Origin of the sequence: Enterobacter sp. SA187 (assembly GCF_001888805.2) — a bacterium.
GTDB lineage: Bacteria > Pseudomonadota > Gammaproteobacteria > Enterobacterales > Enterobacteriaceae > Enterobacter_D.
Map to the genome: position 1 here is coordinate 267,461 of NZ_CP019113.1, position 16,695 is coordinate 284,155.

At 59.8% G+C, this 16,695-nt stretch carries 16 protein-coding genes; 2 read left to right on the top strand and 14 right to left on the bottom strand.

Annotated features, from left to right (window positions below; all coding sequences use genetic code 11):
• Positions 1-50: 50 nt before the first annotated feature.
• The 8 genes from urtE to atzF all read right to left on the bottom strand — a co-directional run bounded on the left by urtE (position 51) and on the right by atzF (position 11,699).
• Entirely contained in the window at positions 51-749 is a 699-nt protein-coding gene (gene urtE, locus BMF08_RS01300) for an urea ABC transporter ATP-binding subunit UrtE (RefSeq protein ID WP_072569874.1), read from the bottom strand.
• 2 nt (positions 750-751) lie between these two features.
• Positions 752-1,543, bottom strand: coding sequence for an urea ABC transporter ATP-binding protein UrtD (urtD, locus tag BMF08_RS01305; protein ID WP_072569873.1), 792 nt, complete (start codon positions 1,541-1,543; stop codon positions 752-754).
• Positions 1,536-2,612 carry an urea ABC transporter permease subunit UrtC gene (gene urtC, locus BMF08_RS01310; protein WP_072569872.1) on the bottom strand — a complete coding sequence of 359 codons (1,077 nt, stop codon included), beginning with the start codon at positions 2,610-2,612 and terminating at the stop codon, positions 1,536-1,538. Before urtC ends, urtD begins: the two co-directional genes overlap by 8 nt.
• Positions 2,612-4,186 (bottom strand): urea ABC transporter permease subunit UrtB, encoded by a 1,575-nt coding sequence (gene urtB / locus BMF08_RS01315; RefSeq protein ID WP_072570139.1) that lies wholly within the window; start codon positions 4,184-4,186, stop codon positions 2,612-2,614. Before urtB ends, urtC begins: the two co-directional genes overlap by 1 nt.
• A 78-nt stretch (positions 4,187-4,264) precedes the next feature.
• Positions 4,265-5,536 carry an urea ABC transporter substrate-binding protein gene (urtA, locus tag BMF08_RS01320; RefSeq protein WP_072569871.1) on the bottom strand — a complete coding sequence of 424 codons (1,272 nt, stop codon included), beginning with the start codon at positions 5,534-5,536 and terminating at the stop codon, positions 4,265-4,267.
• A gap of 41 nt (positions 5,537-5,577) precedes the next feature.
• Positions 5,578-6,288 (bottom strand): GntR family transcriptional regulator, encoded by a 711-nt coding sequence (locus BMF08_RS01325; RefSeq protein WP_412175866.1) that lies wholly within the window; start codon positions 6,286-6,288, stop codon positions 5,578-5,580.
• 4 nt (positions 6,289-6,292) lie between these two features.
• Entirely contained in the window at positions 6,293-9,904 is a 3,612-nt protein-coding gene (gene uca / locus BMF08_RS01330) for an urea carboxylase (RefSeq protein WP_072569870.1), read from the bottom strand.
• Entirely contained in the window at positions 9,897-11,699 is a 1,803-nt protein-coding gene (gene atzF / locus BMF08_RS01335) for an allophanate hydrolase (protein ID WP_072569869.1), read from the bottom strand. The genes uca and atzF overlap by 8 nt, the downstream gene beginning before the upstream one ends.
• A 354-nt stretch (positions 11,700-12,053) precedes the next feature.
• Here atzF and BMF08_RS01340 point away from each other — a divergent pair, with 354 nt between their 5' ends.
• Positions 12,054-12,422: a type II toxin-antitoxin system RelE/ParE family toxin gene (locus BMF08_RS01340; RefSeq protein WP_072569868.1), complete on the top strand. Its 369-nt coding sequence runs from the start codon at positions 12,054-12,056 to the stop codon at positions 12,420-12,422.
• Entirely contained in the window at positions 12,409-12,708 is a 300-nt protein-coding gene (locus BMF08_RS01345) for a helix-turn-helix domain-containing protein (RefSeq protein WP_072569867.1), read from the top strand. The genes BMF08_RS01340 and BMF08_RS01345 overlap by 14 nt, the downstream gene beginning before the upstream one ends.
• 82 nt (positions 12,709-12,790) lie before the next feature.
• On the opposite strand, the gene BMF08_RS01350 is transcribed toward BMF08_RS01345, so the two are convergent.
• The 6 genes from BMF08_RS01350 to BMF08_RS21405 all read right to left on the bottom strand — a co-directional run bounded on the left by BMF08_RS01350 (position 12,791) and on the right by BMF08_RS21405 (position 16,608).
• Positions 12,791-13,063, bottom strand: coding sequence for a GNAT family N-acetyltransferase (locus BMF08_RS01350; RefSeq protein ID WP_072569866.1), 273 nt, complete (start codon positions 13,061-13,063; stop codon positions 12,791-12,793).
• Complete coding sequence (locus BMF08_RS01355; RefSeq protein WP_072569865.1) at positions 13,063-13,305, bottom strand: (4Fe-4S)-binding protein; 243 nt, start codon at positions 13,303-13,305, stop codon at positions 13,063-13,065. Before BMF08_RS01355 ends, BMF08_RS01350 begins: the two co-directional genes overlap by 1 nt.
• 131 nt (positions 13,306-13,436) lie before the next feature.
• Complete coding sequence (locus tag BMF08_RS01360) at positions 13,437-14,117, bottom strand: DUF1120 domain-containing protein (protein ID WP_158684867.1); 681 nt, start codon at positions 14,115-14,117, stop codon at positions 13,437-13,439.
• Positions 14,118-14,179: 62 nt separating this feature from the next.
• Positions 14,180-14,839, bottom strand: a complete 660-nt coding sequence (locus tag BMF08_RS01365) for a DUF1120 domain-containing protein (RefSeq protein ID WP_072569863.1) — start codon at positions 14,837-14,839, stop codon at positions 14,180-14,182.
• Positions 14,840-14,899: 60 nt separating this feature from the next.
• The gene (locus BMF08_RS01370) at positions 14,900-15,448 is read right to left on the bottom strand and encodes a hypothetical protein (protein ID WP_072569862.1); all 549 of its coding nucleotides are present in this window, start codon (positions 15,446-15,448) and stop codon (positions 14,900-14,902) included.
• A complete protein-coding gene (locus BMF08_RS21405; RefSeq protein WP_083580963.1) occupies positions 15,445-16,608 on the bottom strand; it encodes a fimbria/pilus outer membrane usher protein in 1,164 nt (387 codons plus the stop codon). The genes BMF08_RS01370 and BMF08_RS21405 overlap by 4 nt, the downstream gene beginning before the upstream one ends.
• Positions 16,609-16,695: the final 87 nt, after the last annotated feature.

Genomic DNA, 16,695 nt, shown 5'->3' on the forward strand with positions numbered 1-16,695 from the left:
TTGACCGTAGGCCCGGCAAGCAACGCGCCGCCGGGCACCACCCCACAACACTAAATCGCCACCAGATGCCGTACCCCCTGCGCTTCCATCTCATGCCCCTTCCCTGCCTGAATAATCGCCCCGCGCGACATCACCAGATAATTATCCGCCAGCTCAGCGGCGAAATCGTAAAACTGCTCCACCAGTAATATCGCCATATCGCCCCGGTTCGCCAGGCCACGGATCACCGCGCCGATCTCCTTGATTACCGACGGCTGGATCCCCTCGGTCGGCTCATCCAGGATCAACAGCTGTGGACGGCACGCCAGCGCCCGGCCGATCGCCAGCTGCTGTTGCTGACCGCCGGAAAGATCACCGCCCCGCCGCTGCTTCATCTCCCGCAGCACCGGGAACAGCGCATAAATCTCCTCCGGCACGCTTTTCGCGTCGCGGCCGGAAAAGCGCGACAGCCCCATCAGCAGGTTTTCCTCCACCGTCAGACGCGGAAAAATTTCCCGTCCCTGCGGCACATAGGCGATACCCTGCTGAACGCGCTGGTGCGGCTTCGCATTGTTAATCAGCTTGCCCTGCCAGTGGATAGTGCCGGATTTCGCCGGGATCAGCCCCATCAGGCATTTCAGCAGCGTGGTTTTACCCACGCCGTTGCGCCCCAGCAAACAGGTGATCTCGCCGGGCGGGGTGTCAAAGGATAAGCCGCGCAGAATATGACTGCCGCCGTAATACTGCTGTAACTCTTTAACCTGCAACATGATCAGCGCCCCAGATAAACGTCGATAACCTGCTCATTCGCCTGCACCTGCGCGAGCGAGCCTTCTGCCAGCACCTGCCCCTGATGCAGCACGGTCACGTGATCGGCTATGGTTTCCACAAAGCCCATATCGTGCTCCACCACCATCAGCGAATGCTTGCCCGCAAGCTTGCGGAACACCCCCGCGATATATTCGGTTTCCGCATCCGTAAGGCCGGCGGCGGGTTCATCGAGCAGCAGTAAATGCGGTTCCTGCACCAGCAGCATGCCGATCTCCAGAAACTGTTTTTGCCCGTGTGAGAGCAGTCCCGCCGGGCGCTGTTTCTGCCCGGTCAGACGCAGCAGTTCCAGCACTTCATCAATACGATCGCGCTGCTCGCCGTTCAGCTTCGCCCGCAGGCTATGCCACACTGATTTATCGGTTTTCTGCGCGATCTCCAGATTTTCCAGCACGCTCAGCGCTTCAAATACCGTCGGTTTCTGGAACTTACGGCCAATGCCTGCCCGGGCGATCTCCACCGGCGACAGTTCCAGCAGGCTGATGGTCTGATCGTAAAACACCTGTCCGCTCTGCGGTCGCGTCTTGCCGGTGATCACATCCATCAGCGTGGTTTTCCCTGCCCCGTTGGGGCCGATCACACAGCGCAGCTCGCCGACGCCAATGGACAGCGACAGATCCGTCAGTGCCCGAAAGCCGTCAAAGGTGACGTTAATTTTTTCCAGCTGCAACACCGGATCGGTGGTTTCCCGAAAGCGATCCTGCGGCAGCGGCTGGGTAAAGAGCGCATCAGTCATGCTTCCTCCGTTGAATAAGGCCGATGACGCCACGCGGCAAAAACAGCGTGACCAGAATAAACATCAGGCCGAGGAAAAAGAGCCAGAAGTCCGGGAAGGCCACGGTAAACCAGCTGCGCGCGCCGTTGACGATCCCCGCGCCGAGGATCGGGCCGATCAGCGATCCGCGCCCGCCCAGCGCCACCCAGATCGCCGCTTCGATGGAGTTGGTCGGCGACATTTCGCCGGGATTAATAATGCCCACCTGCGGTACATACAGCGCCCCCGCCAGCCCGCACAGCACCGCCGACAGCGTCCAGACGAACAGCTTAAAGCCGCGCGGATCGTAGCCGCAGAACATCAGGCGATTCTCCGCATCGCGCACCGCCGTCAGCACGCGGCCAAACTTGCTGCGGGTTAACAGCACGCCCACCAGCAGCGTGCCCGCCAGTAACAGCACGGTGGCGATAAACAGCCCGATGCGCGTGCCGGTGGCGGAGACCGGAAAGCCCAGCATGGTCGTGAAGCCGGTAAAACCATTATTGCCGCCAAAGCCGGTTTCGTTGCGGAAAAACAGCAGCATTCCGGCATAGGTCAGCGCCTGGGTCATAATTGAAAAGTAGACATCTTTAATGCGCGAGCGGAAGGCGAACCAGCCAAACACCAGCGCCAGCAGCCCCGGCACGAGGATCACCAGGCACAGCGCCCAGGCAAAATATTGTGTCCCCGCCCAGAACCAGGGCAGCTCCGTCCACGACAGAAACGACATAAAAGCAGGCAGCCCGTCGCCGGCGGCCTGGCGCATCAGGTACATGCCCATGGCGTAGCCGCCGAGGGCGAAAAACAGCCCGTGCCCGAGCGACAGCATCCCGGCGTAGCCCCACACCAGATCCAGCGCTACCGCGACCACCGCATAGCAGAGGATCTTGCCGATCAGCGTCAGCGTATAAGTGGAGATCGCCAGCGGGTGTGCGGCGGGCAGCAAAGCCAGAAACGGCAGCGCCAGCAGCGCCAGTAACAACAGCCCGGTAAAAAAGCCGGTCAGACGTGGCGCGCGTCGGGCCAGGGTCAGCGTTATCGGTTGGCTCATCAGTCAATTACCCGCCCTTTGAATGCAAATAACCCCTGCGGCCGTTTCTGGATAAACAGCACGATCAGGACCAGAATGGCGATTTTCGCCAGCACCGCGCCGGTCTGCGGCTCCAGCACTTTGTTGAGCACGCCCAGCCCCAGCGCCGCCACCACCGTGCCCGCCAGCTGGCCGACGCCGCCGGTGACCACCACGAGGAAGGAGTCGATGATGTAGCCCTGCCCCAGTTCCGGGCCAACGTTGCCCAGCTGCGATAAGGCCACGCCCCCCAGTCCGGCGATGCCGGAGCCGAGACCGAACGCCAGCATGTCCACCCGTCCGGTCGGCACGCCGCAGCAGTCCGCCATACGGCGGTTTTGCGTCACCGCCCGCACGTTCATGCCGAGACGGGTTTTGTTAAGCAGCAGCCAGGTAAGGGTCAGCACGCCCGCCACAAAGAGGATCACCGCCAGCCGGTTGTACGGCAGCACCAGATTCGGCAGTACCGCCCAGCCGCCGGAGAGCCAGGCCGGGTTGGCCACTTCGAGATTTTGCGTACCAAACAGCATGCGCACGCACTGGATCAGCATCAGGCTGATCCCCCAGGTGGCGAGCAGGGTTTCCAGCGGTCGGCCATAAAGATGGCGGATAATGGTACGCTCAAGGATCATGCCCACCGCGGCGGTGATCAGGAAGGCCACCGGCAGCGCCGCCAGCGGGTAGAACGCCAGCCACTCCGGGGCCACGCGCGAAAACAGATCCTGCACCAGCCAGGTGGAGTACGCGCCGATCATCAGCATCTCGCCGTGGGCCATATTGATCACCCCCAGCAGGCCATAGGTGATCGCCAGCCCCAAAGCTGCCAGCAGCAGGATCGATCCCAGCGAAATGCCGCTGAACGCCTGCCCCAGCCACTCGCCCCACTTCAGGCGCTGCTGCACCTGCGCCAGACTTTCCGCCGCGGCGGCACGCACCGCCGGATCCGGCTCCGCCTGCGGATCCGTCAGGCGCATCAGGCTGGCCTGCACCTGCGGATCGCTGGCTTCACCCAGCAGTTTCACCGCTTCCAGGCGTTTTTCCGCCCGGCTGTCCGCCAGCTGTAAATTCGCCACCGCAATCGCCAGCGCGGTATGTACCCGATCATCCTGTTCCGCGGCCAGGCGCGCGCTGAGCAGCGGCAGCTGATCGGCCTGAGCATTAGCCTGTAACGTCAGCGCCGCCTGAAGCCGCACGGCGTCATCGGGGCTGACCAGTTGATGCGAGGCCAGCGCGCTTTTGATCAGCCCGCGCAGGCGGTTATTAAGGAAGATTTTTTTGACGCTGCCCACCGGGGCGGCCTCGCCTTCCAGCGGGATAAATTTGTCACCCGCTGGCGTAAACAGCTGACCGCGCGTATCCGTCACCACTTCCGCCTCATTAAGCTTTTGCAGAAACGGCAGGCGTGAAGCTTCAGGCGCGGCGGCCCACTGCTGGAGCAACTGGATCTGCTGCGCGCGGCTGGCCTGACCGTACTCAGCGGCAGGCCCGGCGTATGCGTGGCTTGCCATCAGCAGACCGCTTAAAAGAAGAACGCCCAAAGCCGGGAGTATTTTCATCATGTCACTGTCTTTCCGGGTGAGTTCAGCCACAGCGTGGGGCCGCGTCTGCCGCCCCACGCCTCTGCCCTGCGGGAATTACTTACCGCCGGTTTTCACCGGGTGATCCGGCTTTTTGTCGTTACCGGCAATGAACGGGCTCCACGGCTGGGCGCGAACCGCCTGCTCCGTCTGCCACACCACGTTGAACTGACCGTTATCTTCGATTTCGCCAATCATCACCGGTTTGTGCAGGTGATGGTTGGTGGCGTCCATGGTCAGGGTGAAGCCGCTCGGCGCGGCGAATGACTGGTTGGCCATGGCCGCGCGCACTTTATCCACGTCGGTGGTGCCTGCTTTTTCCACTGCCTGCGCCCACATATGAATGCCGACATACGTGGCTTCCATCGGATCGTTGGTCACCACGGTATCGGCGTTCGGCAGCTTGTGCGCTTTGGCATACGCCCGGTAATCGGCGACAAATTTGCTGTTCACCGGATTGCTGACCGACTCAAAGTAGTTCCACGCCGCCAGATGCCCGACCAGCGGTTTGGCATCGATCCCGCGCAGCTCTTCTTCACCCACCGAGAAGGCCACCACCGGCACGTCCGTCGCCTTGATGCCCTGGTTCGCCAGCTCTTTATAGAACGGCACGTTGGAGTCGCCGTTGATGGTGGAGATCACCGCCGTTTTGCCACCGGCCGAGAATTTTTTGATGTTGGAGACAATGGTCTGGTAATCGCTGTAACCGAACGGCGTATAGACCTCTTCAATGTCCTGATCCTTCACGCCTTTGCTGTGCAGGAAGGCGCGCAGGATCTTGTTGGTGGTGCGCGGATAGACGTAATCGGTGCCGAGCAGGAAGAAGCGTTTCGCGCTGCCGCCGTCTTCGCTCATCATGTACTCCACCGCCGGGATCGCCTGCTGGTTTGGCGCGGCACCGGTGTAGAAGACGTTCGGCGACATCTCTTCGCCCTCATACTGCACCGGGTAGAACAGCAGCCCGTTCAGTTCCTCAAATACCGGCAGCACGGATTTACGCGATACCGAGGTCCAGCAGCCAAACACCACCGCCGCTTTATCCTGGCTCAGTAACTGACGGGCTTTTTCCGCGAACAGCGGCCAGTTGGAGGCCGGATCGACCACCACCGGCTCCAGCTGTTTACCCAGCACGCCGCCTTTGGCGTTGATCTCGGCGATGGTCATCAGCGCCATGTCTTTCAGCGGCGTTTCAGAGATCGCCATCGTCCCGGAGAGGGAGTGCATGATCCCCACTTTAATGGTCTCTGCTGCGTATGCCTGTAGAGAAAAGCCCATGCTCAAAAAGGTGGCGGACAGGGCAAATGCTTTCAGCAACGAACGTCTTTTCATGACTAAACCCCTAAATGGTATTGAGTGAGTGTTGTTGTTGACTACGGTGAAACGGGTTGCAAACTGGCCTGCTGGAGCATGTGTAGTGTGATTTTTCTGACCTCGGCTTTGCTTTGGGAAATGTGTCCGGTCAGCAGCTGTTGCGCCTCCCCGGTGTTCTGATCTTCGATGGCCTGCAAAATGCGGGCGTGCTCGTTGTAGGTCGCCTCAACGCGATCCTCGCGGGTGAAATCGAGGTGGCGAATAATGCGCATCTTCTCCGTCAGCTCGACGTGCACCCGCACCATTTCGCTGTTGCCGGTGCTCTGCACCAGCGTGGTATGAAACTGTTCGTCCATCAGCGACAGCGCCTTGCCCGGCGTCATACGCGGCGCGGCGATCCAGAAGGCGGTAAGCGGCGCAAGATGCTCTGAACAGAGACCCGGCGGCATGCCGCACAGGCGGCGCACCGCTTCCCGCTCCAGCACGATGCGAAAGTCATACAGCGCTTCGTAGTAGGTGAAATCAAAAGGCCGCACCTGCCAGCCGCTGCGGGAATACACCTGCACATAGCCTTCGTGCTCCAGCCAGAACAGCGCCTGACGCACCGGCGTGCGGCTGGCGGACATACGGGCGGAGATCTCGCTTTCGCTGAAATGCTCGCCGGGCATCAGGCGGAAATCGAAAATTTCGTTTTTCAGCGCCTGATAGATGCGTTCCGCCAGCCCCGCGCTGCGCGTTTTGTCATTTTTACCGCTCGCCGCCATTTGCATCGTGCTACTCCAGCCACAGCAGGCTGTCGCCGGGATTGACCGGACGGCCAGGCTTACAGCCAAGACGCTTCACGCGCCCCGCCTGCGGCGCGACAATCGCCAGCTCCATTTTCATCGCCTCGACGATGACCAGCGGCTGTCCGGCTGTCACCTCGTCGCCCGGCTGCACCAGCACTTTCCAGATATTGCCGCTCATGTCGGCCATCACCGGCTGCGCGTCCTCGTCGATCGCTTCTTCTGCCACCGGCGCGATCTCCTGGCTGCTGTCATCGTCCAGCTGCCAGCGCTCCACTTCCGTCTCAAAAGCGGCGGCCTGATGCTGACGGAAACGGCTGATGTCGTCGGCGTTATCGTCCAGGAATTGCAGGTGTGCCGGGAAATCGAACACCGTTTCTTCGATGCGCACGGTGGCGCGGCCTTCGCGGAAATCCTCCCGCAGCCGATCCAGCTCTTCTTCGCTGACCGGGTAGAAACGCACCTGGTCGAAGAAGCGCAGCAGCCAGGGTTCGCCCGCGCTGAACTGGTCGTTTTTCAGGAACTTGTTCCAGATCGGCAGCGTGCGCCCTACCAGCTGATAACCGCCGGGGGAATCCATCCCGTAGATGCACATATACATGCCGCCAATACCCACCGTGCCTTCGGCGGTAAAAGTACGCGCCGGGTTGTATTTGGAACTTAACAGCCGGTGACGGGGATCGACCGGCACCGCGCAGGGCGCGCCGAGGTACACATCGCCCAGGCCGAGGATCAGATAGCTGGCGTCAAAAATCGTCGCCTTCACCGCCTCGCGACTTTCAAGACCATTAATGCGCTGAATAAAATCAACGTTGTTCGGCAGCCAGGGGGCGCTGGCGCGCACCGTATCCTGATAGCGGCTGACGGCGTCAAGAGTGGCGCGATCTTCAAAGGCCATCGGCAGGTGCACGATGCGCGACGGCACTTTCATCTGGCTGACATCGCCGGTGCGCGATTCGGTTTCCAGCAACAGCGCCACCAGCGCCTGCTGGCTGATAAGCTTGCTGTCGTAACGCACCTGTAAGGAGCGCACGCCCGGCGACAGCTCTTTAATGCCGGGATGCGACAGCTCACGCAGTTGCGCCATGATCAGGTGCACGCGCAGACGCAGCGCCAGATCGAGCACGTTATCGCCGTACTCGATGAGAATGTAGTTATCCCCCACCTGGCGATAGACAATGGCCGGCGCACCGGCGGACGCCGGAAGCGACACCAGCGCCGCCGCGGAGACGCCGTTGCGCTCCGCCAGGGACGGCACCTCAAAGGTAGCCAGCGGGCTGGTTTGCAGCGAGTCGATAATGCGATCCATGGCGTTCTCCCGCGCCACCGCTTCCTCAATGCTCATCGGATAAAAGCGGATGCGGTCGCCGGGCTTCACCTGGCCCACTTTCCACAGTTCGGCTTTGGCGATGGTCACCGGGCAGACAAAACCGCCGAGGCTTGGCCCGTCACGGGTGAGGATCACCGGAAAATCGCCGGTAAAGTTAATTGCGCCAATGGCGTATTCACAGTCATGCACGTTAGAGGGATGCAGTCCGGCCTCGCCGCCGTTGGGCCGCGCCCAGCCGGGTTTAGGCCCGACCAGCCGTACGCCGAGGCGGTTGGAGTTGTAGTGCACCTGCCATTCGCTGGCAAAGAAGTCGTCAATGGACGCCTGGGTGAAGAAATCCGGCGCGCCGTGCGGGCCGTAAAGCACGCCGATGCGCCACTCATCGCCATACGTCGGGATCAGCACCGGTGACAGCCCCTGCGGCTCGCTCACCGGCACGGGCGTGGTGCAGGCGATCAGCGCCGGACGGGAAATGGGCAGCAGATCTGCCACGCTGAGGGTGCGCCCGGCGTGACCGCCAAACTGCCCGAGCGCGAAAGTGGATCGGCTGCCGAGATATTCCGGCACGTCGATACCGTTACGTACTGCCAGATAACCGCGACAACCGCTTTGCGCGCGGCCCAGCGCCAGCGTCTGCCCCGCCTGCACCGTTACCGGCTGCCACAGGGGAACGGTCTCGCCGTCCAGGGTAGCCTGGCAGTCCGCGCCGGTCAGGGCGATCACCGCCGCGGCGTGAAAACGCAGCACCGGGCCTTGCAGGGTAAACTCCAGCCCCGCCGCCGCGTCGTGGTTGCCGACAATGCGGTTCGCCAGCCGGAAAGCAAAATCATCCATCGGGCCGGACGGCGGCACGCCGATGTCCCAGTAGCCGAGGCGTCCCGGATAATCCTGCACGCTGCTCCAGGTGCCGGGTTGCAGCACTTCAATTACCGCGCTCTCCACCGTTACGCTGTCGAGCATCCGCGTCCAGACGTTGCCGTCCACGAAGGCGTCGCTGGCGGTGATCTGCCGCAGATAATCGAGGTTGGTGGCGATGCCGTGCAGACGCGTGGCGTTCAGCGCCTGCTGAAGTTTTGCCAGCGCCGCCTCGCGGGTTGGCGCATGGACGATCAGTTTGGCGATCATCGGATCGTAAAACGCTGACACCTCGCTGCCGGTGATGACGCCGGTATCAATGCGCACGTCCGACGGGAACACCACTTCGGTCAGCACGCCGGGGCTTGGCTGGAAGTTTTTCAGCGGGTTTTCGGCGTAAATACGCACTTCGATGGCCGCGCCCTGCGGTGCCTGCGCCAGCCGCGCCCAGTCGATGGACTCCCCGGCGGCGACCCGCAGCATGCACTCCACCAGGTCAAGCCCGGTGACGCACTCGGTCACCGGATGCTCCACCTGTAAGCGGGTGTTCACTTCGAGAAAATAGAAGGCGTCCTGTGCGCTGTCGTAGATAAACTCCACCGTCCCGGCGCTGCGGTAGTTCACCTGTTTCCCGAGTTGCACGGCGGCGTTCAGCAGCGCCTCGCGGGTGGCGGGCGGCAGATGCGGCGCGGGCGTCTCCTCCACCACTTTCTGATTGCGGCGTTGCAGGGAGCAGTCGCGCTCGCCGAGGGCCACCACGTTGCCCTGCCCGTCGCCAAAAATCTGTACTTCGATATGGCGCGCGCGATCGATGCAGCGTTCGAGGAATACCCCCGCATCGCTGAAGAACTGCTCTCCCAGACGGCGCACGCTTTCCCAGGCCTGTGCCAGCGCCTCGTCGTCGGCGCAGCGCGTCAGGCCGATGCCGCCGCCGCCCGCGGTGCTTTTCAGCATCACCGGATAGCCGATCAACTCCGCGGCGTTAAGCGCCTCCGGCAGGGAATTGAGCAGACCGGTGCCCGGCGTCATCGGCACGCCTGCGGCGGCGGCCAGCTCACGGGCGCGGTGCTTGAGGCCGAACTCGCCGATCTGTTCTGCGGTCGGGCCGATAAAGACGATCCCGGCGCTGTCGCAGGCGGCGGCGAACGCCAGGCTTTCGGAGAGAAAACCGTAGCCGGGCCAGATGGCCTGCGCCCCGCTCTCCTGCGCCGCGGCAATGATTTTGTCGATGCGCAGATAGCTGTCGCTGGCTTTTTCTCCGCCAAGTGGCAGTGCGACATCCGCCTGTTTAACGTGTTCGGCGTTTTTGTCGGCGTCGGAGTACACCGCCACGCTGGTGATGCCGAGGCGCTTCAGGGTGCGGATGGCGCGGCAGGCAATTTCGCCGCGGTTAGCGATAAGGACGGTATTAAACATGGCGGGTCTCCTGGCGGGCGATCCAGTTGCGCCAGCCTCCGAATGCGGTAATGTCCGTGGCATCAGGTAGCGCTGCCGGTTCACAGATAAAGCCTTTCACCAGACGGCCATCGCTCAGCTCCAGCGTGCCGATGCCGAGCGGCGGCGGGATCTCCGCAACGAATTCCCCGAAGCGGGCCAGCGGGATGTCCCACAGTTCCACCTCAATGGCCGCCCCCTCATCCGCGCGGGCAAGACCCGGTTTCTGCGGCTGGGTATTCGCCAGCGCATACAAGAGGTAGCAGGCGGCGGTTTGCGTGGTTTCCACAAAGACCGCCCGGCGGGTAGTCAGCTGGAAATTGAGCGGCATACCGCGCAGATGCGCACCGACTACCGCCACGCGCACATGCTGCGCCGACACCGGTAGCGGCGTGCAGGACGGCGTGAAATCCCGCCCCGTCGCCCCCAGCGGCAGCGCCAGTTGCTGTTGCCAGCGCACGCCGAAATCCGCCAGCGCGCGATCGTGCCAGGCCGGGGCGATCAGCGTGATCCCTGCAGGTAATCCGTCGGCGCGGAACGGCGCAGGCAGCGCCAGCGCGGAAAGATCCGCCAGATTGGTAAAGTTGGTGTAGGTGCCAAACTGCGAGTTAAAGCGCACCGGCTCCTGCTTCATCTCATCGATGGTGTGAATGGTCGGCGAGGTCGGCACCACCAGCGCATCCACCTCACGCAGGGCGGCGTTAATCTGCTGCGCCAGTTCCGCGCGCAGGTATTCCGCCTGAAACGCTTCCACGGCGCTGAATTTCAGGCCCCCGGAAATAATCCCGTGCACGGTGGGATCCATTTGCGCCGGGTGATCCAGCATTTCACCAACAGCGGCGGTACGCTCCGCCACCCATGGCCCCTGATACAGCTGTTCTGCGAGGCGGGTGAAGGCTGAAAAATCAATCGGCTTGAGGGTCGCGCCACTTGCGCGCAGCGCGGCCAACGCCTGTTCCCACGCGGCTTCCGCCTGCGCATCGTCAAAAAAGGTGAGGGTTGCCGGGATGGCAAACACCGGATTTTGTGAAATGGCGGCAGGCGCGCTGGCCGGATGCACGCGGGAGTAGGCATCCCCGGCGTCGTGGCCTGCGGCAAGGGTGGTGATATAAAAGGCGTCCTCCACCGTCAGGGCGAAGACCGACAGCGTGTCGTTCAGCCGACAGGCAGGCACCACGCCCTGCGCGGAGAGCCAGCCTTTGGTGGGCTTCAGCCCGACGATATTGTTAAAGGCCGCCGGGACGCGCCCGGATCCGGCGGTGTCGGTGCCCAGCGCGAACGGCACCAGACCGCGCGCAACAACGGAGGCCGAGCCGGAGCTGGAGCCGCCGCTGACGTAATCCGCGTTAAAAGTATTGCTCACCGCGCCATAGGGTGAGCGCGTGCCCACCAGCCCGGTGGCGAACTGGTCGAGATTGGTTTTGCCGATGACGATCGCCCCTGCCGCTTTGAGTTTTGCCACCGCGAAGGCATCGCGCTCAGCAGCATAAGCGAAGGCCGGACAGGCGGCGGTGGTCGGCCAGCCCGCGACGTCAATATTGTCTTTCACCGCGAAGGGAATACCGAATAACGGCAGCGCCTGCGGGTTCTGCTGGTACTGCGGCAATAAGGCGTCGAGCTGCTCGCGGATCTGCGCAGCGCTGGCAATGGCGATCCAGGCGTTATCTTCCGACGCCAGGGATCCGGCATACGCCTCAAGGAGTGAAAATATGTCATCGCTATGCTGGTGGATATGCTGTTGCCATGCCGACAACGTATTTCCTGTCATTGCTGTCATGTTCTGGATCCCTGTTGGTATACAAGATGAAATCCAGATAGCAACTGCCGTGCCAGAAAGTTAACTCAATGATTAATTTGATTTATTTATATATATCGGGAATATATTTAAGATGACGCTGCACTAAAGTCGACCATATTTGTACCAGCGCAGTGCAGCGGGTCAGAGGAATAATCAATAAAAGAAAAGGACATCAGATAATAATGTTATGGCTTTTTACTAAATATCGGGAATGCATTCATGAGAATCATTATAAATCTTTAAAGGAGGCTATTTTATGGGAAATCACTTGCCATTATAACCTGTGGGTTATAAAATTTTATAACCCGCAGGTTATAGGAGATAAGGGAATTGGTGTGGGAAATCATTACGCGAAAGCTGTTTGATAGGTGGTTTGAGGAACAGACCGAGGAAGTACAGGAAGAAATTTTAGCCCACTTCGTCATTCTCGAAGAGGATGGTCCACACTTAGGACGACCACAGGTAGACCAGATCAAGGGATCGCAATACCAGAACATGAAGGAACTTCGCGTACAGGTTGCGGGGCATCCATTCCGGGCATTCTTCGCATTTGATCCGCAGCGAAAAGCGATTGTGTTATGCGCGGCAGATAAGAAAGGTGAAACGGATAAAATCTTCTATAAACGTATGATTAAGATTGCCGATGCTGAGTTCAAATCGCATCTGAAATCACCGGAGGTTAAAGAAAATGGCGACGCTTAAAGAAATGATGGCTAAACGCTCTCCAGAAAGCCGTGATCGCATAAAGGCGCGTGCCGCTGAAATACGTCAGGAAATTACCTTAGCGAAACTGCGCGAAGAGCTAAACGTCTCGCAGACACAACTCGCCGCCGCGCTGGGCGTAAGCCAGCCTTCTGTCGTTAAGATGGAGAAGATCGATAATGACCCGAAACTTTCTACACTCAAGCGCTATGTTACGGCGCTGGGCGGAGAGTTAACGTTAGATGTTACCCTGCCAGACGGTAAGCGAATTGCGCTTAACCTGTAACTGAAATTTAAGAGCCCGCATTATGCGGGCTTTATATATTCAGACGCCGATGACTTCGCATTGCATACTCACATGCGTACTATCAGGCGCGGATATCGTCATACTCGCGGGTATTATCAAACTCATGTTTGGCAAACGGGCAGAGCGGGATAATTTTTCGCTCTTCCTGACGCATTTTTTCAACCACGCGCGCCACCAGCTGTTTGCCGACGCCCTGACCTTTCAGGCTCGGGTCGACATCGGTATGTTCGATAATGCTTAAATGCTCGCCGGTCGGGACGAAAACGATTTCCGCGATCTGCTCGCCGTCGGCATTATTCACATAAAATTTATTATGGCCTTCAAGGATTTCCATTATTCACTCTCTTTTTTCTGGCGGTACTGAAGTGCACCGCTCGGGCAGGTGTCGATAATGCGTGTGACCGTTGCCGCATCCACTTCATCCGGCATGATCCAGGGTTTGCGTTTCAGATCGAAAAGCGCCGCGCTGCCGCGTACGCACTTTCCGGCATGCTGACAGAGTGCGGTATTGAAATAGACATCTATTTGCTGACCGCTGTAGAGGCGGTAGCCCGCATCCAGGAGTGCTTTATCCATGACATTGGCTCGGTGTGTTGTTTTTATTGGGTCGAATTTAGCATACCGATATGAACGCGTGGTGACTACGGGGCGGGAAAAAGAAAGCGGCAGGTATTAATCAGCCTGCCGCAGGGCGATATTCCGGAGAATTACAGGTAAGTCATTACGATAGTGGAGCTGCCGTCAAACTCAATGGCGTCGGTCATCTCCACATCCGTGTTAGAGGCCACGGCCGCATTAATTCTCAGCGTCATTTCCAGAACCTTAAAGGCCATCGGGATAATTTCACCATCAGGTTTTGCCACGCTCAGTAAAGCGTTAACACCAGTCCCGTTGGTAAACGCATGAGTCTGGCTATACCCCCAGACGCCGCCAGCGGAGACAATAACGTTGGTGGCGTCACCATTCACCACAGGACTGCCGGCGATTGTCACGCTGTACGCGCCCACGGCATCGCCTTTGCTGTTTTTGCCGATGCCGAACTGGTAGGCGGCCTCATTATTGTCGTCATCATTATGGTAAGCATTTTTAATGACCATCAGCCGGTGACCCACGGTGTTATTGTCAACCATATGCAGGGATACTTTCGCCGCATGGTCGCAGGTGATGGTAAAAGTGAGGGTCTTAGGCGGCAGCTGGTTATCCTTTTGCGTCAGCTTTTCCGAAATCGTATTGCCAAAATTGACTTCACCCCCGTTCGACAGTGCCGGGAGGCAGGATGCTGGCGTCACAGTTCCCGTCACTTGCAGCGTATTATCATCAATGGCTGCGCCTGCGGAGGCTGTCAGCATCATGCCTGCCAGAGCAGTGGCTTTCAGTAGGGTTTTCATTGAGTTATTTTCCATATTAATCGATTCCTTTTATCTGGTGAGTTGCCGGAATTCCGCGCGCCTCACAGGTACTCAAAGCTGAGGGTGGCATTGCCATCAAGGTTTACTGCTTCAGAAATGTCTTTTAAAGCTGAATTCAGCGCCGGGATGACCTGCAGATCGAAGGTGAGCACTTTCGCTTCTTTCGGCACATTGTTGCCGCTGAGCCCAAAAGTCAGATATTGCGGGACGGCGTTGTTATTGACGAATTCCGTCGACGCCAATTTGGACCAGCTCTCTTTATCGCTACTGTGCAGCACCACGCCATCGGCGCTGTCGCCCGTGATATGGGTGATTTTTATACCGTACGAACCAATATTGATCCCCCCGGCGTTACCCAGCCCAAACGCCTGTTCCGCTTTCGTGCTTTCACCGCCGACCAGCGAAACGGTATCCGCACGGTTATCTTTAAAGGTCATCGCCACGCTGGCGGCGCTGGCGCAGGTTACTGTGGCGGTCAGGCTTTTTGCTTCCAGCGCCAGGCTGCCATTTTCTGGCAGTCTTCCGGCGGAGGTGTCCCCAAAGTCGATAACACCGTTGTTAGCCAGCGTCGGCACGCAGGCGGCAGGCGTAATGGTGCCTTTGACGATCAGATTGGTATTGACCGGCAAGGCCTGCGCGGTCATCGCGGTCATCATCAGGACGCCTAACGCGGTGGTTTTCAGAACGGACTTCATTTCCATGGTTTATTGCTCCATCTCTTGCTTGTTATGAATACACTGGCGGGCGACTGCCCTTTTCCATTACTGCGTGTTCAGTAGTTCGATGTGGATAAGTTCCTCCTGTAGCTGAGTGTCCGGGACCACAAACGCCGCCCCGGCAAGGTATGGCGTGATAGTCAGGGTGAGGTTGAGGTTGTGACCCTGTACGCTGCTATTGCCGGGGATGATTTCATCCGCCGCGCGCAGGCTGTGGCTGGCGGCCACGGCGTCGCCCTGGGGCGTGGTTCTGGTTAACAACATCGGGTTGCCATCCAGTACCGCCTCTCCGATAGTCACGTTCAGCCTGCCCTTGCTGCCAAAGCGAAAGCTGCCGTCAGCATGGCTGTCGCCGGTGAAGCGCAGCCGCATTAGCGCTTTTTCCGGGCAAGTGACGCTCAGGTTGCTACGGCGTTCACTAAGCTGTGCAACCTTTCCCTGCGGCGTGGTAATAAACGTCTGACGATCGCGGGTCAGATCGCCGTAGTCATGCTCCAGCGGCGAGAGCTGCATTACGCAGTTGTTGATGTCGCCCCGCGCCGTGCTGCTCAGCAGGAGCAGCGCGACGGCAGGCACGGTCAGTTTCGATCTCATAAAGCTTCTCCCGCCACGCAGGTTGCGCGGGCGTGTTCGTAAAATGCGTCCAGATCCGGCTCATCGCCGGGCGCAAAGATCAGACGACACTGGTGGCCCGCGTCATCGACCGGCGCGTAGAGCTCACCGCTGTTTTCCACATCGACGATAAAGACCACGCCGTCCTCTACCGCAGTGGTGACGTACTGCCCGGCGGCATTGAAAATCGCCGTGCCTTTGTTTACCGGTCTGCCGTCCGGCATGATCAGCGTCAGCATCACGCGGCGCACCGCCAGCACGCCAAACTGCAACTGGCTTACCGAGCCGTGCCCGGCGCTCACCGTCCTCATACCGTTACTGATGTCGACGTTTTTCGGCAGCGATTCAGTGTTCACCATGACGTTTGAGCGTTGATAAGCAGCGAGGGACGGCACCACGGCGTTGCCCCAGCGATCGGTCCATACCGTGCCCTGCGGCGTGCTGATTTCCACGCCTGACATGGGTATATCGAGGGTGGCGATGCCGAAGGTTTCCTGCACGGCGTAAGGCGAGAAGGTCAGCCCGCCCGCGTGGGCTACCATGCCGCCATCGAGCGTCGCCGAGCTGTTGCGGCTGTTATGCCCGCTCGTCCCGGCGTTAAGGCCAAGTTGGACGTAGCGCAGATTGGCGGTCAGGCCGCCGTTTATGCGGCGTTCGCCGTGGTTGTCTGTAGTTTCCGCCGACAGGTTGTAGCCGACCTGTGGCGTTATTTTGCCCGCCGTCTGCGCACCAAAGCGGGTACTGCTGCCGTCGTCATGGGCGGAGAGGTTGAGGCTCTGTGCGCCAAACGGAATGCTGACATTGAGGTATAAGGTGTCGCCGCCGCTCTGGTAAGCCGCGCTGGCATAACGCCCGGAGTCCCGGTCGATTTCATGCTGCCAGCTAAGATTTACCGAGGCCCGGCTGAAGGTTTTGCTCCAGGAAGCGGTCAGGCGCGTGGCGTCGCTGCTGGCGTCAAATCCAGACGAACGGGAATACCCCAGCGAAAAGCTGCCCGTCAGTTGATGCGACCAGCCCAGTGACAGGGCGTAGTCATGCCTGGTATGGAGCGCTTCCCCCTCGCTGAAAGTATCCTGCAAATCCCGGTAGCCCCGGCTGTTCTGCGTGCCGGACAGGCTCAGGTTCAGGCGAAACGGCGTCATGTAGCTGACCGAGGCCGTCAGCTGTTGCCCCTGATTGCTATTGAGCCGATCGCGGGCGCGAAGCAGGCGGGCATTCAGCAGCAGATC

Coding starts and splice junctions, on each gene's coding strand:
- urtE (WP_072569874.1), bottom strand. CDS start 749: ATGTTGCAGGTTAAAGAGTTACAGCAGTATTACGGCGGCAGTCATATT.
- urtD (WP_072569873.1), bottom strand. CDS start 1,543: ATGACTGATGCGCTCTTTACCCAGCCGCTGCCGCAGGATCGCTTTCGG.
- urtC (WP_072569872.1), bottom strand. CDS start 2,612: ATGAGCCAACCGATAACGCTGACCCTGGCCCGACGCGCGCCACGTCTG.
- urtB (WP_072570139.1), bottom strand. CDS start 4,186: ATGAAAATACTCCCGGCTTTGGGCGTTCTTCTTTTAAGCGGTCTGCTG.
- urtA (WP_072569871.1), bottom strand. CDS start 5,536: ATGAAAAGACGTTCGTTGCTGAAAGCATTTGCCCTGTCCGCCACCTTT.
- BMF08_RS01325 (WP_412175866.1), bottom strand. CDS start 6,288: ATGCAAATGGCGGCGAGCGGTAAAAATGACAAAACGCGCAGCGCGGGG.
- uca (WP_072569870.1), bottom strand. CDS start 9,904: ATGTTTAATACCGTCCTTATCGCTAACCGCGGCGAAATTGCCTGCCGC.
- atzF (WP_072569869.1), bottom strand. CDS start 11,699: ATGACAGCAATGACAGGAAATACGTTGTCGGCATGGCAACAGCATATC.
- BMF08_RS01345 (WP_072569867.1), top strand. CDS start 12,409: ATGGCGACGCTTAAAGAAATGATGGCTAAACGCTCTCCAGAAAGCCGT.
- BMF08_RS01350 (WP_072569866.1), bottom strand. CDS start 13,063: ATGGAAATCCTTGAAGGCCATAATAAATTTTATGTGAATAATGCCGAC.
- BMF08_RS01355 (WP_072569865.1), bottom strand. CDS start 13,305: ATGGATAAAGCACTCCTGGATGCGGGCTACCGCCTCTACAGCGGTCAG.
- BMF08_RS01360 (WP_158684867.1), bottom strand. CDS start 14,117: ATGAAAACCCTACTGAAAGCCACTGCTCTGGCAGGCATGATGCTGACA.
- BMF08_RS01365 (WP_072569863.1), bottom strand. CDS start 14,839: ATGGAAATGAAGTCCGTTCTGAAAACCACCGCGTTAGGCGTCCTGATG.
- BMF08_RS01370 (WP_072569862.1), bottom strand. CDS start 15,448: ATGAGATCGAAACTGACCGTGCCTGCCGTCGCGCTGCTCCTGCTGAGC.
- BMF08_RS21405 (WP_083580963.1), bottom strand. CDS start 16,608: ATGACGCCGTTTCGCCTGAACCTGAGCCTGTCCGGCACGCAGAACAGC.